Origin of the sequence: Streptomyces antibioticus, assembly GCF_002019855.1 — a bacterium.
GTDB lineage: Bacteria > Actinomycetota > Actinomycetes > Streptomycetales > Streptomycetaceae > Streptomyces > Streptomyces antibioticus_B.
The window spans coordinates 214,698-235,747 of sequence record NZ_CM007717.1; the positions used below are offsets into that span (position 1 = coordinate 214,698).

Sequence of the window (21,050 nt, forward strand, 5' to 3'; positions counted from 1 at the left end):
GTCAGCCGAAGCGTTCGGTACGGATCTGGTCAGGTGCGTGGCCGGCGCCGAGCAGAAGGGCGCTGACGTGTTCGACGAATCCGGTCGGGCCGCAGACGTAGCAGCGTGATCCCTCAGCGGGCGGCAGGTCGAGCTTCGTGACGCGCCCTGCGGGACGCTCGGAGTCGGCCGGCGCCAGGCGGGTGTAGAGGCGCCGGATGTGCGTGTGCTGAGCCGCGGAGTCGAGTTCAGTGGCGTACCAGACCTCGTCCGGGCCTCGGACGGAGTAGAGCAGGGTGCAGGGCGCGTCCGACGCGGACGCGAGCCGTGCGCGCAGCATCGCCATGAGCGGCACGATGCCCGAGCCGCCGGCGATCAGCAGGAGCGGGCCGGGCTCCTCGGGCGTCCAGACGAACCAGCCTCCGAGGGGTCCCTTGACCTCGACCTCGGCGTCCACGGGGAGATCGTCGGCGAGGTACGGGGAGACCTCGCCTCCGGGTACTGCCTGGACTCCCAGCTCGATTCGGTCGGTGTCGGCGGGGGCGGCCAGCGAGTAGCTCCGTACGGCCTGATAGCCGTCCGCCGCCGTCAGCCGTACGTCGACGTGCTGGCCCGGGAGGTGTCCCGGCCAGCGCGCAACCTCGAACGTCAGGGTGCGACCGGTCGCGGTCTGATCCGTCCGCTCGGTGAGGCGGGCCCGTCGCCAGCCGGGCATCAGTCGCTCCAGTAGCGCTGCTCACGCCATGGGTCGCCGTAGTCGTGGTAGCCGGCCGACTCCCAGAAGCCGGGTTCGTTCTCCGGTGTGAGGATCAGGCCCTTGACCCACTTCGCCGACTTCCAGAAGTACAGGTGCGGGATGACGAGGCGCGCCGGGCCGCCGTGATCCGGGGAGAGCGCGAAGCCGTCGAAGAAGTGCGCCAGCCATGCCTTGCCGTCGGTCACGTCCTCCAGCGGAAGGTTGGTGGTGTAGCCGTCGAACGACTCGGCGACGACGAAATCGGCGGCGGTCTCGACCTCGTCGAGGAGGACGTCGAGGGAGACACCGCGCCAGGTGGTGTCGAACTTCGACCACCGGGTCACGCAGTGGATGTCGACGGTGGGCTCCTCCTGGGGCAGCGCCATCATCTCGTCCCAGGTCCAGGTCCGGCTCTCCCCCACCTCGGTGGTCACGGTGAACGACCACCGGTCGGTGGGGATGTGCGGCGTGGGCCCCGCGGACAGGACGGGGAACGACTCCGTCGGGTACTGCCCCGGCGGCAGCCGGCCCTCGAACGCGTGGGTCTTCCCATGGAACCCCGGCGACAAGCTGCCCATGGCTCCACCCCTCTCACCCGAAGCCGGTCCCCACGCGCTCTGTGTCCCTGCCCTTCCCCCCCATGCTCCTCGCCTGCCGTGCGGACGCAACCTGACGTGCCCGCGTCCCTGTTGTGTGCGAGACCTGCGTGGTCGATCAGACCGTGACGAGTCCCAGTTCGGCGCAGTTCTTTCGGAGTGGGTCGAGGCCGAAGGCCGTGACGGGGCCGACGACGCCGGGTGTGGTGGTGGGGTGGGTGGTGAGGTGGTGGGCCGCCCAGGCGATGAGTTCGCCGGTGAGGCTGTAGGGGTTGGGGCCTTCGAGGTGGATCTCCGCGAGCGGGGTGGGGTCCGGGGCGGCCGAGGAGGCCACGGCGACGACGTGGGAGGGGATCCGGGCGCGCAGGGCGGCGTCGGGGCCGCCGGGTGGGCCGATGAGGAGGGGGCGGGTCAGGGCGTCGGTCAGTCTGCGGCTTGCCGGGAGGTGCGTGGTGGCGTTGACGAGGGCCGAGTAGAGGGAGATCGGGCGGCTGAGTTCGGGGAACCAGCCGTTGTAGACCGTGACGTCGTCCAACGACGGGAACTCCTGCGGCAGGAAGAGCACTTCGGTGCCGGAGACGAGGAACGCCGACTTGCGGCGGCCTCGTACGGTGAAGCGGCGGACGCGGGAGGCGGTGCGTTCGTCGACGAGCCGGTGGTGGTGCCAGCGTGCCGAGGGCAGGGTCATTCCGTCGCGCATGGTGGCGCGTGTGCCCTGGCTGATGCCGCGCCGGATGGGGCCGGTCGCGAAGTAGCCGATGTCGACGGACCGCGCGTCCGCCCCTGCCTGCCGGAGGGCGAGCGCCCCGGCGAGAAGGCCGGGTACGTAGTCGTAGCCGAAGGCCGGCAGCATCACCGCGCCGGTCTCCCGGGCGCGTTCGTGGTGACGCTCGTACAGGGCGCGCACGAAGCCGACTTCGCCGCTGGAGTCGATGTAGTGCGCGCCCGCGTCCGCGGCGGCCCGGGCGACGGGGAAGCCGAAGCGTTCGAAGGGGCCGACGGTGGTGATCAGTACGTCGCCGGATCGGAGGTGCTTCGCCAGGTCGTCGGGGGTCGCGGCATCGGCGACCAAGTGGTCGAGTCCGCCATGGCGTTCGGCCAGCGCCGACAGCGTCGCGGGGTTGCGTCCGGCGATCGTCGGTCTGACGCCCCTGCGCAGAAGGGCGCCCAGGACGAGGTCGCCCGTGTAGCCGGTGGCGCCCAGCAGGACGATGCGGCCGGTCATCGCTTCCGTCCCAGGAGCGGGTGGGTCCGGGACACGGCCTTGGCTATGAAGGCGAAGGAACGGGACGTGTGCGGTGCGTAGATCAGGCGCAGGGTGTCCGGCCTGGTGGGCTTGGACAGCACCGGCTTGCGGTGGCTGAACGTGTCGAAGGACGTCCTGCCGTGGTAGGCACCCATCCCGGACTCTCCGACGCCGCCGAACGGCAGGTCGGGCACGCCGAGATGGATCATCGGGGCGTTGAAGACGAGCCCTCCGGACGAGGTCCTCTCCAGCAGCGCCTGCCGGGCCGCCTTGTCGCGGGTGAACGCGTAGAGGGAGAGGGGCTTGTCCCTGGCGTTGATGAAGTCGACGGCCTCGTCGACGTCGCGCACGGTCAGGATCGGGAGGATCGGGCCGAAGATCTCCTCGGTCATGACGGGTGCGCTGGGCGGCACTTCGGCCAGCACGGTGGGGGCTATGTAGCGTTCGCCGGCATCGGAGACGCCGCCGGTGACGAGGTCCCCCTCTGCCGTGAGTCCGCTCAGGCGCTGGAAGTGCCGGTCGTTGACGATACGGCCGTAGTCGGCACTGGTGCGGGGGTCGGTGCCGAACATCTGCTGGACGGCACGGGGCAGTTCGGCCAGCAGGGAGTCGCGGGCGGCCTCGGTGACGAGGACGTAGTCGGGTGCGACGCAGGTCTGGCCGGCGTTGGTGAACTTGCCCCAGGCCAATCGGCGTGCGGTGACGGCCATGTCGGCGGTCTCATCGATGAACACGGGTGATTTTCCGCCGAGTTCAAGGGTGATGGGCGTCAGGTTCTTCGCCGCCGCGGCCGCCACGATGCGGCCGACCGTGCCGTTCCCGGTGTAGAAGATGTGGTCGAAGCGCTGCGCGAGCAGTTCGGTGGTCTCCTCGACCGCCCCTTCGACGACGGCGACGGCTTCCAGGTGGCGGGGCAGCAGGTCGGCGAGCAAGGCGCTGGTGGCCGGGGCCAGTTCGCTGGGTTTGACGACGGCCGTGTTGCCGGCGGCCAGTGCGCCGACCAGGGGGTTCAGCGTGAGCGTCAGCGGATAGTTCCAGGGCGCGATGATCAGGCAGACGCCGAGGGGTTCGGGGTGGATCCGGGCCGTCGCCGGTTTGATGTTCAGGGGTACGCCGACCCGCCGGGGCTTCATCCAGCGGTCGAGGTGGCGCAGGGCGTGCTCGATCTCCGTGAGGACTCCGCCGATCTCGGTGAGGTGCGACTCGGTGCGCCCCTTGCGCAGGTCGTCGTAGAGGGCTTCCTCGATGTCCGAGGTGTGCCGCCTCAACATGCTTCGCAGGGCGTGGAGTTGGCGGCGGCGCCAGGCGGCGGGCCGGGTGAGGCCGGAGTCGAAGACGGCCCGCAGCCGTAGGACGGTCTCCGGGATGCCCTGGTCCTGCCGGGCGACGGGGGCGGGGGCGGTGCCGGTCATGGGCGCGTGCCTTCCAGACGGGAAAGGGAGATCTACGGGGCGGGCGGCCGGCGGGTCGTCGTCGTCGCGTTCACATCGGTGACGATGCGCCGGGCGAGCTGTTCGGAGGACGGCGGGTTCTGGCCCGTGTACACATTGCGGTCCACGACCACGTACGGCCGTAGCGGCAGGCGCGCCTTGGAGTACTCCGCCCCGCTCTCCCTCAGCCGGTCCTCCAGCAGCCACACCGCCTTGCGGCCGAAGCTGTTGAACTTCTCCTCCAGGTTCGACAGTCCTGTCATCCGGTACCCCGTGAACGGCCACGACCCGTCCTCGTTCCGCGCCGCGAACGCCGCGGCCGGCGCGTGGCACAGCAACGCGAGCGGCTTGCCCGACCGCAGCACGCGTGTGATCAGCGCGCCCGAGACCGGATCCACCGACAGGTCCTCCATCGGACCGTGGCCGCCCGGATAGAACACCACGTCGAAATCGTCCGGATCGATGTCCGCCAGCACTCGCGGCCTGTCCAACTCCCCCTTGATCGACTCCAGATACGCGGCCACCTCGCGCAGCTTCGACGGCCACCCCGCCGTCCGCGACATGCTCAACCGGTCCAGTGTCGGCACCTTCCCGCCCGGCGTGGCGATGGTGATGTCCCACCCCGCCGCCGAAAAGATCTTGTGCGGCATCGCCAGCTCCTCACCCCAGTAGCCCGACGGATGCACCTCCCCGTCCCGCAACGTCCAACGGTCCGCCGCGGACACCACGAACAACACCCTGGTCATGACGACCCCTCTTCCTGACGAGACGGCTCCACCGTCGAGGCGGTGGACGTACCGGCATACCTGGCGAAAGGCGCGAGCCACCCCGAAATCATCATCTGCCGCGCGGAGGGCCCGGGCGACCGGTTGCCCGCCGCGGGCACGCCTCATATTGCTGACATGGTACGCCACTCTTGGCACAGACTGCCATGTTTGGCACTGATAGCCTTGTCGTATGAGGGAGACCACCGCACCCGGCCTGCGCATGAAGACCCGCCGAGCCGTCACCGAGGCCCTGGCCGACACGGCGCTCGAACTCTTCGACACCAGTGGGTTCGACGAGGTCACGGTCGCCGACATCGTCGCGGCGGCGGGCATCTCCCAGCGCAGCTTCTTCCGTTACTTCAGCAACAAGGAGGACGTGGTCTTCGGTGACCGCATCCCCTCCGCCGAGGAGGTCCGGGACGAGCTGCTCCGGCACATCGAGGGCAGCCACCCGTGGGACGCGCTGCGCGCCACGTTCCGGACGGCGGCCCTGCAGATGGACGCCGACGGGGGGCGCTGGAAGCGGGCGACGCGCGTCATCTGCCACACGCCCGGCCTGCGCGCGCGTTACCTGGAGAAGCATCTGGCCTGGACGGACGCCCTCCTGCCCGAGATCGCGTCGCGGCTCGGCGCCGAGGACACCGACGTCGAGCTGAAGGCCCAGACGATGATCAACACCGCGCTGGGCTGCTTCGACGTCGCCCTGATGCGCTGGGCGGACGGCGGCGCGGACGTCTCCCTCGCCGGCCTCGTGGACGAGGTGTTCGGCTTCGTGCGGTTCCCCCACGGCTGACCGCCCGCCCGGGCGATCAGGGGCCGGGTTGCGGGGCGCGGAAGAGCCGCGAACGACGGGACGCGGGTGTCGACACCCCAGGCGGGGGATCACCAGCCGGGGCCGACGAGGCCGCAGAAACAGGGCACCGTGTACTCGTGACACCGCGTGCTCGTGAGGGCTACTACCTCACCCGCGACGCCATGAAGTGGTTCTGGGACGCCTGCACCACCGACCCCGCCCAGCGCGCCGAGCACTGCGCCTCCCCCTTGCGGTCCACCCTGGACCAGCTCAAGGGGCTCCCGACGACCCTGGTCATCACCGACGAGGCGGACGTCTGCGCGACGAGGGCGAGCAGTACGCCGACAAGCTGCGCGAAGCCAACGTCGCGCGCAAGCTCGCCGTCGATTTCCTGCGCGGCGCGCTGCACGACGGCTGATCCCCGCGCCGCACCCCTGGGCCTGTCAATGCCACACGGCGTCGGCGGGCCCCTCTCCCTGTTCCCCCACCAGGTCGCGGAGGTTCATGACGTAGCCCACACCCCCAGATGTTTACACCGATTACATTCTCCCCCTAATGTATGTGGTGCACACATCGTGAGGGACCGAGACGGAAGAGAGAATCGGAATGACCAGCGAGCTGTTCTCGCCGCTGACCCTGCGCTCCGGCCAGGTGTTGAAGAACCGGATCGCCAAGGCCGCCATGGAGGAGAACATGGCCGGCGCCGGCCAGCTCCCCGACCGGCACCTGCTGTCGCTGTACCGGCACTGGGCCGCCGGCGGCACCGGCCTGCTGATCACCGGCAACGTGATGGTCCACGCGGAGGCGCTGACCGGACCCGCCGGTGTCGTGCTCGACGAGCACGCGCCGCTGGAGCCGTTCGCCGAGTGGGCGAAGGCGGGCAAGTCCGGTGGGGGCGCGATCTGGATGCAGATCAACCACCCCGGCCGCCAGGTGGCCTCCGACATGCCCGGCGTCGTCTGGGGCCCGACCGACATCGGCGTCAGCCTGGGCAAGCACAGCAGCCGCTTCGGCCGGCCGACCGCCATGACGCCGCAGCAGATCGCCGACACCGTGACGCGGTACGCGGTGACCGCGCGGCGGGCCGAGGAGGCCGGTTTCGACGGGGTCGAGGTCCACGCCGCCCACGGCTATCTGCTGTCGCAGTTCCTCTCGCCCCTCGTCAACAAGCGCACCGACCGGTGGGGCGGATCGCTGGAGAACCGGGCCCGGATGCTGCTGGACATCGTCCGCGCCGTCCGCGCCGCCGTCTCCCCGTCCTTCGCGGTCGCCGTCAAGCTCAACTCCGCCGACTTCCAGCGCGGCGGGTTCGGCGCCGACGACGCGCGCCAGGTGATCGAGATGCTCGCCCCCCTCGGCGTCGACCTGGTCGAACTCTCCGGCGGCAGCTACGAGAGCCCCGCCATGACCGGCCGTCCCGCCGACGACCGCACCCAGGCCCGCGAGGCCTATTTCCTCGACCTCGCCAAGGACCTCGTCACCACCAGCCCGCTGCCCCTGATGCTCACCGGCGGCATCACCCGGCGCGCGACCGCGGACCGGGTCCTCGACAGCGGCGTGTCGGTCATCGGCATGGGCACCGCCCTGGCCGTCACCCCCGATCTTCCCGACCGCTGGCGCCAGGGCCGCGAGGCCGACCGCCAGATGCGCCCGGTCACCTGGTCCGACAAGGCGCTCGCCTCCGCCGCCGGCATGGCCCAGGTGCGTCACCAGATGCGCCGCCTCGCCCGCGGCAGCAGCCCCAGGCCCGGCACCCACCCGGCGGTCGCCCTGATCTCCGAACGGCGCCGGCAGCGCCGTGCCCTGCGCAGCTACCGCGCGTGGCTGAGCACATCCCGGCCGGTTGTCTGAGGATGCCGTCGACGGCGCCACGGGGGCACCTCCCGCCCGTTCGTGGTGCCGACGGCCCCGACCCGGGAGCGCGACGATGCCACAACCGGTCCAGGGCCCGGCCGGCCCGGAAGATCCAGGGGGCCCCTCACCGGGGAGCCCGCACCCGGAACACGGGCCGGACGCCGACGGCGTACCGGGCCCGCCGGAGGAGCCGCCGCCCACCGAGCAGGAGGACGGCCGCGACGGGCCCACGGCCCTGCCGGGTGCCGTGACCACGGTCTGGTCCAGCATCCTCGCCACCGCGCACCGCCGACTCCGGCACCGCGGCTGGCACGCCCGTCCGGAGAATCCCGTACCCGAGCATCCCGTACCCGATTGTTGACGGCGCTTACATCGCCCCCTACAGTCATGTATACACCGCTTACATCAGAGTGAGGAACTCCGTCATGTCTTCGACGCAAAAGGACACCGTCAAGGTCGACCTGGGTGGCCGTGAGGTCCTGGTCCCGAAGGGCGGCCTGTACGACCGCTACCGGATGAACCCCGACCTCGACCAGATCGCCCGCGACCCCCGCGTCAGCGGCGTGGACTTCTTCCGGCAGTTGCCGAAGATCAAGGTCGACTCCCCGATCGGTCCCACGCTGACCCCGAACTTCTACTACACGATCTCCACCGCCCGGCTCACGATGCTCGCGCCGTCCCGGGCGATCCGCGCCCGCCTGCCCGAGGAGCTCTCGCCACTGGAGCTGGTGCCCGGCCTCGGCCTGGTGTCGGTCATGTTCTTCCGCTACGACGTGTGCGACATCGACTTCTACACCGAGGCGGCCGTCGGCATCGCGGTCAAGCCCGCCCGGCACGGCGGGCTCGGCTTCTTCGACCTCGTCTCCGGCCTGAAGAACGAGGACCTCGACTCCTACGTGCTGTCCCTGCCCGTCAACTCGGACATCGCCCAGGTCCGCGGCCACGACGGCTACGGCTTCCCCAAGTGGGTCACCGGACTCGACGTCGACATCACCGACCAGCGGACGACCGCCCGCGTGGCCAACGACACCGGCGGAGTCGACCTGTCGCTCCTGGCCGACACCCCGGCCCAGCGGACCCACGCCAGCGGGGAACGCGTCAGCTCGCTCACCTCGTACACGACGATCGACGGCGCGTGGCACTCCACCCTGAACCAGACGAACGTGCTGAGGGCCGGCACGACGCGCTCGGCCCGCGGCGTCACCCTCCAGCTCGGCGAGGGGCGCATGTCCGACGATCTGCGCTCGCTCAAGCCGAAGCGGACCATCCAGTTCGACGTCATGACCGAAGGCCAGGCCGCCCTGCACATGCCGGTGCCCACCTCGGTCCGGAGCCGGAACAAGTAACGGCCGGTTCGGAGCCGGACCACCCAGCAGCCGGTCCCGAACCGGAACACCCAACAGCCGGTCCGGAACCCGAACACCCAACAGCCGGTCCAGAGCTGGAACAAGCAGCAGCCGGTCCAGAGCTGGAACAAACAGCAGCAAGGAGTCCTGCCATGGTCACCGACCACGCCACCCGCCCCACGGCCGTCCGCGGCCCGGGCCTGCCCGCGTCCCTCACCCCCGCCCTGCTGGAGCGTCTGGCCGCGCGGGCCTCGGCCGCGCCCGACGCCGCGCGGGTCACCACCACCTCCCCCTACACCGGCGCACCCCTGGCCGATCTTCCGGTCTCCACCCCCGAGGACGTCGACGTCACGTTCGCGCGGGCCCGCGTCGCGCAGAAGTCCTGGGCCGCCACGCCGATCGCGGAGCGCAAGCGGATCCTGCTGCGCTACCACGACCTCGTCCTGGCCCGCCAGGACGAGGCCCTCGACCTGATGCAGGCCGAGAACGGCAAGACGCGCCGCGACGCGTTCCTCGAAGTCGTCGACATCGGGATCGTCTCCCGCTACTACGCGCGCAACGCCGCGAAGTACCTCGGCCCCAAGCGCCGCCGCGGCGCGATCCCGCTGCTCACCCACACCACCGAGCTGCGGCACCCCAAGGGCGTCGTCGCCGTCGTCTCGCCGTGGAACTACCCGCTGAGCATGGCCGCCAGCGACACCATCGCCGCGCTCATGGCCGGCAACGCCGTCGTGCAGAAGCCCGACACCCAGACCGCGCTGACCGCCCTGTGGTCGATGGACCTGATGTACGAGGCGGGCCTGCCGGCCGGCGTGTGGCAGATGGTGCTCGGCCGGGGCAGCTCCATCGGCGGCGCGCTGATGGACAACGCCGACTACATGATGTTCACCGGCTCCACCGCCACCGGCCGCCAGATCGCGAGCGACGCCGGCCGGCGGCTCATCGGCGCCTCCCTCGAACTCGGCGGCAAGAACGCCATGATCGTCCTGGACGACGCCGACATCGAGAAGGCAGCCGAGGGGGCCGTCAACGCCTGCTTCCCCTCCGCAGGCCAACTGTGCGTCTCCATCGAGCGGTTGTACGTGGCGGAGTCCATCCGCGACAGGTTCGTGGCCGCGTTCGTCGCCCGCACCAAGAAGCTCAAGATCGGCGCCGCCTACGACTACAGCATGGACGTCGGCAGCCTGACCACCCCGTCCCAGCTCAAGACAGTCACCGAGCATGTCGACGACGCCGTGTCGAAGGGCGCCACCGTCCTCGCGGGCGGCAGGACCCGCCCCGACCTCGGCCCCCTCTTCTACGAGCCGACGATCCTCACCGACGTCACGCCCGACATGACGCTGCACGACCACGAGACCTTCGGCCCCGTCGTCTCCGTCTACGGCTACCGCGACGTGGACGAGGCGGTCGCCCGGGCGAACTCGACGCCGTACGGCCTCAACGCCAGCGTTTGGTCGCGCAACGGCGCTCGGGCCCGGGCCGTCGCCGCCCGTGTCCACGCCGGCACCGTGAACGTCAACGAGGCCTTCGCCGCGGCCTGGGGGAGCGTCGACGCCCCCATGGGCGGGATGGGCGACTCCGGACTCGGCCGCCGGCACGGCGCCGACGGCATCCTCAAGTACACCGAGCCCCAGACCGTCGCCCACCAGCGCCTCCAGGGCTTCTACCCGCCGGCCCGCATCAGCCCCGAGACCTGGGCCGGCCTTCTGACCGGCGCGTTGAAGGTGATGAAGGCGGCCGGCATGCGATGAACGCCACCATCACCCCTGTTCCCCCCTTGTTCCCCTCTTGCCTTTCGATCCCTTAGGATGTATGCACCGTTCACATCAGCGGCTGCGACGTGAGCATGGTGAACATGAAGAAAGTGGGTGCGATCTATGCCGCAGAACAGTGCATACCATCACGGCGATCTGCGTGCCGCCTGCCTGCGGGCGGCACGGGAACTGCTGGAGGAGGACGGCAGCGCGGGCCTCTCGCTGCGCGCGGTCGCCCGCCGGGCCGGGGTCTCGGCGACCGCTCCCTACCGCCACTACGCGGACCGCGAGGCGCTCGTGTCCGCGGTCGCCGCCGAGGGCTACCGCGAACTCGCCCAGGACCTGGCGGCGGCCCATCCCGCCCCGTCGACCCCGGACGACCTGGCCGCCGTCGCCGTCGCCTACGTGCGCTTCGCCCTCGACCATCCCGCGCTGTTCCGCGCCATGTTCGCCGAGCCCTGCGACCCGACCAGCGAGGAACGCGTCGCCGCGACCGCCGCCATCTCCCAGTACGTCCAGGGCATCGTCCGCGACGCCTTCCCCGGCGCCGACGACACCGGCGCCCTGGCGACCACCGTCTGGGCCCTCGTCCACGGCCTGGCGTTCCTGCACCTGGACGGCAAACTCGACGCCTCAACCCCCGAGATCGTCGCCGACCAGGTCCGCTCCTCCGTGTCCGCCCTGTTCACCGTCTCGCCGGCGATCCAGGGGGCGACCGCGGCGGGCTGACGCACCCGGCGGCGGTACGGGCCGTCTCTCACCGGCGGCTCATCCGGTGGACGTCGGCGGCGGCAGCGGAACCGCGTCCTCCTGGAGCGGCAGCCGCGCCAACGACCCCGGCACCGGCAGGTGGATCCAGCCCTCGATCCGGGCGTCGTCGGTCTCCGCCGCATCGGGGTACGTGGTCAGGCCGCATGCCACCGCCCGCGCCGTCAACGAGCACACCAAGGCGTCGAACGCATGCTCACTGGCGTCGTAGGCGCGCGCCGTCGGCGGGTCGCACCGCAACCAGGGCGCGGCCGCCAGCAGGGCATCCATCGTGCGCGGGCCGCCGAGAAGTCCCCAGCGGTGCCGGGACGCCTTCGGGTACACCTCGGCGATCGGTCCCCGTCCCGTCCTGTCGACGGGAACACCACGACGGTTCAGCTCGTCCTCCAGATGAGCCCACCGCGCCACCATCGCCCCGATCCGGTCGAAAGGAGCCGGAAGCGGCGCGCCGACCGGGTGGATCTGATCGCGCACGATCCGGTCCGTCAGCCGGTACCGCAGACGGTCCTTCCGGTACCGCTCACTGTCCTGACCGCGCCCCGGCCACGGCTTCTCGGCGAGGTGCGCCCCGACCGCGCGCACGAACTCGGCCGGCCACCCGAACGGCGTGTCGACCCCGGCCCGGTCACCGGGACGCAGCCCCGCGAGCCGGTCGATCAACGCGTCGTCGGTGCACTTGACCGCGGGCGGGCCGACCTCGGCCACCCCGTCCTTCCACTCCAGCACCGACATCGCCGTCTTCGACCGGTCGGCGGACAGATCGATCCCCACCGTGCGCATGCGGCCCATGGTGCCAGGTGCCGTACGACCGCCTTCCCGTGGATCCGGCCGCCACCCGGATATTCGGTGGAACCGCCCCTCGGCGCGATGCACAATCCGGCGGGGAAACGGGGCGAGGGGGAGCTTGGTTGGACGTGTTCGTCTGTGCCGGGTGCGGTACGGAGCTGACGGCGCCGGTGTCCCGGGTCGCCCTCCCGGTGCACACCCACTACGGGGCGTGGGAGGAACTCCATCCCCCGCTGATGGAACCCGCCACGTACGCCGTCGACCCCCTGCCCACCGGACCGCCCTGGCGGCTGTGGGAGGACGTGGGCGAGGACACGGCCGCAGAACAGGGTGTGTACGCCCCGGTGTACGCGGTCCCCTTCGGCGCGCGGAACCGGATCGTCATCGCCCCCGGCGACTCCCGGTCGACGACCCTGATCCTGGAGAAGTGCGAGGGGTACTGCCGGGGCGTGGACGGCAGGGCGGGCCCCAACCTGGCGTGCGCGGGGTGCGGTCGGCCCGTGGCCACGCGCATCGACGACTGCGGATCGTGGCAGACGGTGTGGCTGGAGCCCGCCGCGGTCGTGCGCCGCTCCTCGGGGCTGCCGGCCGGTCCGCCGCCCGACTGGGACGACCTGGAGCGTGTCCCGCCTGTTGAAGCCGACGGGTCGTGGAGCCGCCGTTGGGAGGCGGCGCTCGGTGTCATGCTGGCCCATCTCGTGGCGACCACCGAGGACCGTCCGGTGACCCTCCCCTCGGGCCCGGTCTCCGAGTTGCTCGGCCATGCCGTCGGCCGGTGCCTCTCCCCCGGACCCGAGGCGTGGACCGCGGGCCTGGCCGGCCCCGGGATCTCGACCGCCCGGCCCCGTCCCGACATCCTCCTCGTCCCCCGCCACCCGCTCACGGGCGCACCCTGGCGCCCGGCCGGCGACGAGGGGGCAGTGGTGCCGTTGGACGGCGGAGTCTGGGCGTACCTCGCCCACCCCGACGACGAGACCTCCCCCGTGCCCGCGACGGGGGTGGTCCCGCAGGGCGTGCTGCGCGACGACTATCCCCTGCCGCCGCACCCGTGGCACCCCCTGCTGCCCAACCGCGACGCGTTCCGGCACACCCTGGTCAGGCTGCCCGCCGTACGCGGCCCCAGGCTGAGCAGGTTCCGCGCGCGGTAGCAGCGGGGCCTGTAGTGGCTGCGACCGCCGCCGCGACCCTCGCAGGTTCCGCGCGCGGTGGCAGCGGGGGCGGGCGGGCCGGACGCCGGTGGTCAGCAGCAGCGCGGCGATCCGGACCACACGCTCGCCGTTGCCGGATTCGGGCCCCGGCCCGATGCATGCTGGTGTCCGTGACAGTGGCGCCGCACACCGTGTGCCGCCGCAGCCGAGCGACGAGGGGCACCAGGTGACGGACGAACCACGAGCAGACCCCTCACCCGGCGCCGACGGCTCCGATGCCGACCCCGCCGTGCTCGCGGACCGTCTCAAGGAGCGCATCTACGCGACCATCACCATGATCGCCGTGGTGGTCGGTCTGTCCTTCGGCGAGGTCGACGCCCTCGGCGCCATCGCCACCGTCCTGACGACCGCCCTCGGCCTGTGGCTCGCGGCCCTCGTCGCCGACCAGCAGGCGCACCGCACGGTCCACCGTCACCTCGCCACCGGTCGCGAACTGCGCCGCATGCTGTACGTCAGCAGCCCCCTGCTGTCCTGCGCCGCAGGCCCGGCCGTACTGATCGCCCTGGCCGCGCTGGACGTCCTGTCCTTGGAGTCCGCTTTGCTGACGGCGGCCGGCGTCAGCGTCATCTCCCTCTTCCTGTGGGGCTGTCTGGGCGGCCTGCGCATGGGCGGCGGCGCCCTGGGAGCGGTGGTCGCCGGCCTCGCGGACGCGGCCATCGGCGTGGCGGTGGCCCTGGTGAAAGTGGCGGCGGGGCATTGACGCCTCGCCGGCGCGCCTCCGCCGTCAACGTCCCCTGACGCGCCGTATCAGCAGGGCCAGCAGAAGTCCGGCGACGGCTCCGGACACGCCCCAGGGAACGCTCGGAGTGCCGTCGTTGAGTCCGTACCCGATCGCGCTCGCCACGACGAAGACACCGAAAACGAGCATTCCGCCGAACTGTCGTGTGCGCATGTCCACCCCTGCCGTTGGCCGAAATCCGCTGTGATCTTGTCACGCTCTCGCAGCCGCGGACAGGGGTCCCCCCTTTCGTCATCAGCGCCGTTCCTGATCCTGCTCGCGCGAGCGAGGGGCGGCCGTGGGGCGGGTGCCCGTCCACGCGCCGTAGAGACCGGAGAGCGCGACGCTGACCGTGGCCAGGGAGTTCGCGGAGACGCCGAGGGCGAGCAGGAGGACACCGACACCGAGGACGGCGATGAAGACGATGAGATCGAGCTTGTTACGGCTGGGGCTACGCATCACTGGCGCCTTCCGATCGTGCCGAAGGGGTGGAAGGCCAGCGTGCGGGAATGATCTGATTGTCCGTCTTGAGGTGAGACATCAGTGCAGTTCACGCCACCGAACATCGCGGACAGCGCGGACACCTGCGGACAGGGGGCCAGATGCACAGCCAGGGTGGCGGCGGTCGGGTCGGGCCGCTGAGCGGCGATACGCCCGAAGCGGACGAACTCGCCCAGTGGCTGCGCCGGGTGACCAACGGCTGGACCGTCCGCGCGTTGGCCGACCGGTTCCCCTACGGCCGCAACCAGTGGAGCGAGTTCCGCAAGGGGACCAAATTGCTCCCCGGGTATCTGCTCGAGGATCTCGTCACCGTTCTGATCAGGGATCCCCGGATCCGACGGATCCAGCTCCAGGAGGGCATACGACTCCTGGAGGCCGCGGAGACCGCCGCTCGTGCCCGGACCGCGGCCGTCGCCGAACAACCCACGGGCACCGCGCTTGAGTTGCAGTTGAGACTCGACGACGCACGCAAGGGCGAGATCGCCGCCAAGGACGCTCTGCTGGGGACCAGTCGCCTCGTCCACATGCTGCTGGAGGTGGTCGGTTCGCTCACCCGGCGGTGCAAGGCGCTGGAGCGGGAGCGCGACCAGGCCCGGGCTGCCGTCCCGCCCGTTGATCTCCGGGCGATCCAGGGCGAGTTGGACAGCACCAAGGCGCTGCTCGACCAGGCCGACGACCGTCTGGCCCAGGCCAGGAGGGAACGCGAGGAAGCGGAGGATCTGCGCCTTCTCGCCGAACAGCGGGCCGAGGAATACCGGCTGGCGCTGGAGGCCGTCAGCCGGATCGTCACCTCCGCGACCACGGAGCGCCGGCCCGGCGACGCCGCCACGGCGAGCGATGACCACGACCACCGCTGGCAGCCGGCCGAGGACCTGCATCCGCTGTGGGAGTACGAGATCGCCCTCGAAGCGGCGGACGAAGAACTGGCCGCGCACAAGTCACAGTTGGCGGCCGCGCGGGCGCAGATGGGGGTCGGCGTCGGCGCGGGAGCTGCCGCCGAGGGGACCTCCTCCGTCGTGGCCGGGCACGTTGTCCGCGCGGACAGCGCGGACACCGAGGACGGTCCCGCTGCTCGGACGCCGCGAACGCGGCGCCCGGCCCGGCATCAGGCGCCGTACATCTGGGGCAACGTGCCCCCTCGCAACCCCAACTTCACCGGCCGACAGGCGCTGTTGGAGTCGCTGCACGAACGGCTGCTCCCAGGTACGACGGCGGTGCTGCCCCAAGCGGTCCACGGCATGGGCGGTGTCGGGAAGACCCAACTGGCCGTCGAGTACGTGTTCCGGTATCAGCACGAGTACGACATCGTCTGGTGGATCTCCGCCGAACGGCCCGACCGGATCGGTCCGTCCTTGGCGGAACTGGCCCTGCGACTGGGCCTCACCACCGAGGAGGAGTCCCATATCGCCGGGCCGGTCGTCCGGGAGGCGCTGCGCGAGGGGCGCCCGTATGCCCGCTGGCTGCTGGTCTTCGACAACGCGGACAACCCGGACGAGGTCAGCCCCTACTTTCCGCGTCAGGGTAAGGGCTCGATCCTCGTCACCTCCCGCAATCGACGCTGGGCACAGATCGGCCACGCCGTCGAGGTGAACGGGTTCACGCGCCAGGAGAGCAAAGAACTGCTGCTGCGCCGCGCCGGGCTCCCGTGGGACGACGACGAGACCGATGCGCTGGCCGAGGCACTGGGCGACCTGCCGCTGGCGCTGGAGCAAGCTGCCGCCTGGCGGGCGGAGACCGGAATGCCCACCTCCGAATACCTGCGTGCGTTCGAGGAGACCCGCGCCGCACTCGACTCCGCTCCCCCACCCGACTACCCGGTACCGCTCACAGCCGCCTGGAGCGTGTCTCTCGGCAGCCTGGAGACCCACGACCCCGGCGCGCTCAGACTGCTCCAACTGTGCTCGTACTTCGCGTCCGACCCCATCTCCCGAGCGATCTTCTTCGGAGGCGGAGAAGTCAGCGTCCACCCCGAACTGGATCCCCTCCTGAACGACGCCAAGCGCCTTGCACTCGCGATCAGAGAGGTGAACCGCTACTCACTGGCCCGAGTCGACCACCTCACCGACTCCCTACAGATGCACCGCCTCGTACAGCACGCCGTGCGGGACCGGATGAGCCCTGACGCACAGTCCCGGATGCGCCGGGGTGCCCATGCCCTGCTGGGAGCCGCCGACCCCAAGGAACCGGGTGACCCGACAAGCTGGCCGCGGTACGCGGAGCTTCTGCCCCACGTCATCGCGTCCGAGGCGATCCGGTCCGACCAGTCGACGGTCCGCCACCTGGTGCGCAATCTTGCCGAGTACCTCCATCACCAGGGCGATCACAGAATGTCGCTGGCGTTCTCCGAGCGCACCTGGCAGACGTGGCGGACCCAGTTCGGCGAGGGAGACCCGCTCACACGGTCGATGGGGCGGTGGCTGGGCTTCACGTACTGGACGGCGGGGAGGTTCGACAAAGCGGCGGAGCAGGCCGACCGTCTCCGGGCTGCACAGGGCGGCGACGACCCGTCTGACGACGCGCTCGGGGTTCTCCGGCTCACGGCCGCCATACACCGTGCCGAGGGCGCGTTCGCGGCCGCCGCCGACGTGGACAGGACCGCCTACGAACGGGCCCGCGCAGCCTTCGGCGAGGACGATCCGGTCACGCTCGACATCGCCCACGGTGTCGCCGTGCACCTGCGGCTGTCCGGTGACTTCCAGCAGGCCGAGGAACTCGACCGCCGGACCCTGGTCCTGAAGCGCCGTCTGTTCGGCAAGGGCGACCGGTCCCTGCTGATCACCGTGGACGGACTCGCCGTCGCCGCCCGGGAGAGGGGCCGCTACGCCACCGCGCGTCGTCTCCACCAGTCCGTCCACGAGGCGTACGGCCGCGACCATCCCGTCACGTTCGAGGCGATGCGCCAGCTCAGTGAGTCCTGCCGCAAGGCAGGCGACCCCGCACGTTCACTGGAGCTGGCCAAGCACGCGCACACCGAGTTCGCGAAGCGCTACGAGCGGAACCATCCCAGGACACTGGCCGCCGAGCTGACCCTGTCGATGGCGCTGCGCGAGAACGGTGACCTGGACGCGGCCCACCGCCACGGGGTCATGGCCTGCCAGCGGTACCGGCAGGTGTACAGCCCTCGGCACCCGCACAGCCTGTCCGCCGACGTCGATCTCGCCGTGACGCTACGACAGCTCGGGCTGGCCCAGGAGGCACACCAGTTGGACGAGGCAGCGCTCGTCGCCCTCGGCGGCCGGCTCGGCGAAGGGCATCCGCTCACCCTGGTCTGTGCGATCAATCTGGCCACCGATCTCGCCGCCCTCGGCCGCCACGAAGAGGCACGGCGTCGCGGCGAGGCCGCGCTGCGACACAGCCGGGTCAGCTTCGGCGAGGAGCACCCGAACACCCTGGTGTGTGCCGGGAACTTGGCCCTGGACCTCGTCGCCGTAGGAGCCGTGGCGGAAGGCACGGCTCTGCGCGAGGGCACCCTGCGGCGCATGGAACGCGCCTTGGAGAGCCCTGGTCCCCTCACCGTTCGCTACACGCGAGGTGAACGGATCGATTGCGACATCGTGCCGCTGTCGCTGTGACCTTCCGGCCCCCGGATCACCCTCGCCCTCCGGGTGCGGGGGAACAGATCAAGCCAAAGTCCGCCAAGCCGGTAGCAACCCTGAAATCTGTCTCTGCAACTCCTTGCAATTCGCTTGATTGTTGGGTTCCAGACTCTATGCAAGGCGGGGCGCGACGCTGACCATTCTTGTCATGAGCCTGCGGCCCGACGGGCGGGTCGCAGCGTCGTGGAGGTGTGGAATGCACCGCAAACTCGCCACCGGTCTCGCCGCCTCGGCCATGGCTCTGGCCACCATCACAGCGACCGCCACCGCCGCAAGCGCCGCCCCCGCCGACAAGCCCCAAGTCCTGTCCAGTTGGACCCAGACCAGTGCCGGGAGCTACAACTCCTGGGTCTCCGCTCGCAACAACCAGGGAGCCTGGTCGGCGTACGGATTCGACTGGTCCACCGACTACTGCTCGTCCTCCCCGGACAACCCCTTCGGCTTCCCGTTCGCCACGTCCTGCGCCCGCCACGACTTCGGTTACCGCAACTACAAGGCCGCCGGCTCCTTCTCCGCCAACAAGTCCCGTCTGGACAGCGCCTTCTACGAAGACCTCCTGCGGGTCTGCAACGGCTACAGCGGCGCCACCAAGACCTCCTGCAACGGCACGGCCTGGACCTACTACCAGGCCGTCAAGGCACTCGGCTGATCCACCGCCTCACTCGCACGAACATCGAACGTCGAACGTCAGCGGTCCGGTTGAGGAGGCGTGACTCCTCAACCGGTCACCTTCCCTCGCACCAGGGGGAGTTCCGGATCCGCCGTCCACTCCTCCAGCGAGCCGTCGTACATGACCAGCGGGTCGACGCCGGCCAGGGTGAGGGCCAGGGCGTCCAGGGACGCGGAGATTCCGCCGCCGCAGTACAGAACGACCGGGCCGCCGGCACCCCCGTCCGGGAGGCCGCTCGCGCGGGCCGCGAGGTCAGGGGCGGGGAGGAGGCGGCCGTCGCCGTCCAGGAAGTCCTGGGCGGGCAGGCTCACGCTGCCGGGGATACGGCCCCGCCTGCTGTAGCGGGTGGGCGTGGTCCCCTCGAAGTGCGCGGCACCCAGTGCGCACACCAGGGTGCCGGACGCGCGCCCCTCGCTCACCGCGCGCACGCCCTCCTTGTCCAGCCACAGCGACGGTCGCGCGGCATCGCCCGCCGTGGCGCCGGGGAACGCGTCCCCCTCCGACCGACGACGCACGGTTCCCGCCACGTCAGGTGCGGACGACACCACCGGCAGACCGGCCGCCGTCCACGCGGGCAGCCCCCCGTCCAGCACGCGGGCGGCCACACCCGCGTCGCGCAGCACCCACCACAAACGAGCCGCCCATTGCAGCGAGCCCTGGTCGTACAGGACGACGGTGGTGCGTTCGTCGGCGCCCAGCGCGGCCAGTTCGCGCCGGGTCGCGGCGCGGGACGGGTGGGCGAAGTGGTAGAGCGCCGCGGGATCGGTGAACGCGGTCAGCAGATCCACGTGCCGTGAACCCGGGATGTGCGCCCCGGCCCAGGCGTCGGCGCCCGAGGCGGCACGGTAGTCGCCGTCGTGCGCGGGCTGCGCGAGAACGACCGTGGCGTCCAGGACGAGCACCGGGGCGGGACCCTCCCGGCCCTCCTCGAGCAGGCGGGCCAGTTCGTCGGCGTCGATCAGGATGCTGCCGCGGTGCGCACCGGACGTGCCCAGGTTCATACGGCGCCTTTCCAGAAGCCCGGCGGGCCGGGAAGCGGATTCGGAGGAGCCCTCAGCGTATACGCATGCATACGTTTGCTGTACGGTGATCCCATCACGTATCCGAACTCGTCGGATCGGCGTCTCCCGCCCTCGGGCGGGACGCTCCGCTCCGGCCGACCGAGGACCGCCATGCCGAGACACACCCCGCCCGCCCCCTCCTCCCCCGGAGCGCAGGCCCAGGACGCGCCCGCCGAGGCGGCGGCGCCCTCGGGCTCGGAGCTGTACTGGCGGCTGCGCCGTGACGTCATGGACGGCCGCTTCCCGCCGGGCTCGGCCCTCATGGAGACCGTCCTGAGCAGCGACTACGGCGTGTCCCGGACGCCGATGCGCGAAGCCCTCGCCCTGCTGGAGCACGACGGACTGCTGGAGCGCGCCCCGCGCGGCTTCCGGGTCCGCTCGGGCACGGCCGAGGACGTCGTGGAGATCTACGAGGCACGCATCGCCCTGGAGGCCGAGGCCGCCGCCTCCGCCGCCCTGCGGGCCACCGAACTCGACCTCGCCCGGCTGCGCCGCCAGCACGAACTGATCGTCCACGCCGACACGGACGAGGGCAGGGCGGCCGCCCGCGCGGCCAACTTCCGGTTCCACGAGCTGCTCTGGCAGGCCGGACACAACGCGACCATCACCGAGTTGCTGGTGAAGCTCACGGCCCGGCTGCGGATCTACGACAGCGGACCGCCGTCCCCCTTCGGCGGGATCGAGCCGCTGCACCAGGAGCACGAGGCGATCCTGCGCGCCCTGCACGACCACGACGCCGACCGCGCCCGCGAGGCCGCCCGTGCGCATCTGCGCCGCAGCCTGGAGCAGCGGATCAACGCTCTGGTCGGCGCCGACGAAAACGGCGCCCCCTGACCGGAATGTTAGGCTCACCGCCACCAGATCAGATGATCTAGCCGTAAATCATCTCAATGCGTATCACTGAGTGACGTTCTTCCTCACTCACCCTCATCTCTCAGGAAAGGAGCAGCGGATGTCCACCCACCCCGCGCGAGACCTCGCGCCCCTCCGCGCCCTTTCCCACGGCCCTCTGGGCCGCCTCGACCGTGGCCGCCGCCTCACCCTGCGCCGCCACGTCGATCACGGACGCTGCGCCAGCGCCTTCTGTACCGCCGGCTGATCCGCGCCCACCACGCTCTCCGCGTCGACCGGGCGCCCTGTTTCCCGGCCCAGCCGCCTCTCGGCACGCCGCCCGCGCCTGATCCGCCGCCCGAGGCATCAGGCATCCGTGCCCCGCGGTCTCCGCCTCCACCGGAGGCGCC

At 71.1% G+C, this 21,050-nt stretch carries 19 protein-coding genes and 1 pseudogene; 11 read left to right on the top strand and 9 right to left on the bottom strand.

Features of this window, described 5'->3' with window-relative positions:
• Window position 1: 1 nt before the first annotated feature.
• From AFM16_RS00990 to AFM16_RS01010, 5 genes are all read right to left on the bottom strand, one after another.
• A complete protein-coding gene (locus tag AFM16_RS00990) occupies window positions 2-694 on the bottom strand; it encodes a ferredoxin reductase (protein WP_078631672.1) in 693 nt (230 codons plus the stop codon).
• Window positions 694-1,293 (bottom strand): sulfite oxidase-like oxidoreductase, encoded by a 600-nt coding sequence (locus tag AFM16_RS00995; RefSeq protein WP_078631673.1) that lies wholly within the window; start codon window positions 1,291-1,293, stop codon window positions 694-696. Before AFM16_RS00995 ends, AFM16_RS00990 begins: the two co-directional genes overlap by 1 nt.
• Before the next feature lie 136 nt (window positions 1,294-1,429).
• Window positions 1,430-2,536: a saccharopine dehydrogenase family protein gene (locus tag AFM16_RS01000; RefSeq protein WP_078631675.1), complete on the bottom strand. Its 1,107-nt coding sequence runs from the start codon at window positions 2,534-2,536 to the stop codon at window positions 1,430-1,432.
• Window positions 2,533-3,969, bottom strand: coding sequence for an aldehyde dehydrogenase family protein (locus AFM16_RS01005; protein ID WP_078631677.1), 1,437 nt, complete (start codon window positions 3,967-3,969; stop codon window positions 2,533-2,535). Before AFM16_RS01005 ends, AFM16_RS01000 begins: the two co-directional genes overlap by 4 nt.
• A gap of 32 nt (window positions 3,970-4,001) precedes the next feature.
• The gene (locus tag AFM16_RS01010; RefSeq protein ID WP_030788738.1) at window positions 4,002-4,733 is read right to left on the bottom strand and encodes a type 1 glutamine amidotransferase domain-containing protein; all 732 of its coding nucleotides are present in this window, start codon (window positions 4,731-4,733) and stop codon (window positions 4,002-4,004) included.
• A 211-nt stretch (window positions 4,734-4,944) separates the two neighbouring features.
• Between AFM16_RS01010 and AFM16_RS01015 the strand changes: the two genes are divergently transcribed.
• From AFM16_RS01015 to AFM16_RS01040, 6 genes and pseudogenes are all read left to right on the top strand, one after another.
• Window positions 4,945-5,547, top strand: coding sequence for a TetR family transcriptional regulator (locus AFM16_RS01015; RefSeq protein ID WP_245177588.1), 603 nt, complete (start codon window positions 4,945-4,947; stop codon window positions 5,545-5,547).
• Window positions 5,548-5,702: 155 nt separating this feature from the next.
• Window positions 5,703-5,965 (top strand): annotated as a pseudogene (locus tag AFM16_RS01020) (alpha/beta hydrolase fold domain-containing protein); the annotation flags it as partial.
• 188 nt (window positions 5,966-6,153) lie between these two features.
• Window positions 6,154-7,398, top strand: a complete 1,245-nt coding sequence (locus AFM16_RS01025; protein ID WP_078631679.1) for an NADH:flavin oxidoreductase/NADH oxidase family protein — start codon at window positions 6,154-6,156, stop codon at window positions 7,396-7,398.
• 428 nt (window positions 7,399-7,826) lie between these two features.
• Complete coding sequence (locus tag AFM16_RS01030) at window positions 7,827-8,747, top strand: acetoacetate decarboxylase family protein (protein WP_030788754.1); 921 nt, start codon at window positions 7,827-7,829, stop codon at window positions 8,745-8,747.
• A gap of 152 nt (window positions 8,748-8,899) precedes the next feature.
• On the top strand, window positions 8,900-10,498 hold the full coding sequence (locus tag AFM16_RS01035) for a succinic semialdehyde dehydrogenase (protein WP_078631681.1): 1,599 nt from the start codon (window positions 8,900-8,902) through the stop codon (window positions 10,496-10,498).
• A gap of 126 nt (window positions 10,499-10,624) precedes the next feature.
• The gene (locus AFM16_RS01040; protein WP_030788758.1) at window positions 10,625-11,230 is read left to right on the top strand and encodes a TetR/AcrR family transcriptional regulator; all 606 of its coding nucleotides are present in this window, start codon (window positions 10,625-10,627) and stop codon (window positions 11,228-11,230) included.
• 39 nt (window positions 11,231-11,269) lie between these two features.
• Here AFM16_RS01040 and AFM16_RS01045 read toward each other — a convergent pair whose 3' ends face one another.
• A complete protein-coding gene (locus tag AFM16_RS01045) occupies window positions 11,270-12,049 on the bottom strand; it encodes a DUF429 domain-containing protein (protein ID WP_078636791.1) in 780 nt (259 codons plus the stop codon).
• 128 nt (window positions 12,050-12,177) lie between these two features.
• On the opposite strand from AFM16_RS01045, the gene AFM16_RS01050 reads away from it, so the two are divergent.
• Window positions 12,178-13,203, top strand: coding sequence for a hypothetical protein (locus AFM16_RS01050; protein WP_078631683.1), 1,026 nt, complete (start codon window positions 12,178-12,180; stop codon window positions 13,201-13,203).
• Window positions 13,204-13,429: 226 nt separating this feature from the next.
• Window positions 13,430-13,963 (top strand): hypothetical protein, encoded by a 534-nt coding sequence (locus tag AFM16_RS01055; protein WP_078631684.1) that lies wholly within the window; start codon window positions 13,430-13,432, stop codon window positions 13,961-13,963.
• A 24-nt stretch (window positions 13,964-13,987) separates the two neighbouring features.
• On the opposite strand, the gene AFM16_RS39250 is transcribed toward AFM16_RS01055, so the two are convergent.
• Together AFM16_RS39250 and AFM16_RS01060 are read right to left on the bottom strand one after the other, a co-directional pair.
• Window positions 13,988-14,155 carry a hypothetical protein gene (locus tag AFM16_RS39250; RefSeq protein WP_167797133.1) on the bottom strand — a complete coding sequence of 56 codons (168 nt, stop codon included), beginning with the start codon at window positions 14,153-14,155 and terminating at the stop codon, window positions 13,988-13,990.
• Window positions 14,156-14,236: 81 nt separating this feature from the next.
• On the bottom strand, window positions 14,237-14,440 hold the full coding sequence (locus AFM16_RS01060; protein ID WP_037875501.1) for a hypothetical protein: 204 nt from the start codon (window positions 14,438-14,440) through the stop codon (window positions 14,237-14,239).
• A gap of 143 nt (window positions 14,441-14,583) precedes the next feature.
• Between AFM16_RS01060 and fxsT the strand changes: the two genes are divergently transcribed.
• Both fxsT and AFM16_RS01070 read left to right on the top strand, forming a co-directional pair.
• Window positions 14,584-18,054, top strand: a complete 3,471-nt coding sequence (gene fxsT, locus AFM16_RS01065) for an FxSxx-COOH system tetratricopeptide repeat protein (protein ID WP_078631686.1) — start codon at window positions 14,584-14,586, stop codon at window positions 18,052-18,054.
• A 220-nt stretch (window positions 18,055-18,274) separates the two neighbouring features.
• On the top strand, window positions 18,275-18,727 hold the full coding sequence (locus tag AFM16_RS01070; protein WP_030788780.1) for a phospholipase: 453 nt from the start codon (window positions 18,275-18,277) through the stop codon (window positions 18,725-18,727).
• A gap of 68 nt (window positions 18,728-18,795) precedes the next feature.
• Here AFM16_RS01070 and AFM16_RS01075 read toward each other — a convergent pair whose 3' ends face one another.
• Complete coding sequence (locus AFM16_RS01075) at window positions 18,796-19,749, bottom strand: sulfurtransferase (protein ID WP_078631688.1); 954 nt, start codon at window positions 19,747-19,749, stop codon at window positions 18,796-18,798.
• 171 nt (window positions 19,750-19,920) lie between these two features.
• Between AFM16_RS01075 and AFM16_RS01080 the strand changes: the two genes are divergently transcribed.
• Window positions 19,921-20,643 (top strand): GntR family transcriptional regulator, encoded by a 723-nt coding sequence (locus tag AFM16_RS01080; RefSeq protein ID WP_078631690.1) that lies wholly within the window; start codon window positions 19,921-19,923, stop codon window positions 20,641-20,643.
• The last annotated feature ends 407 nt before the right edge of the window (window positions 20,644-21,050 follow it).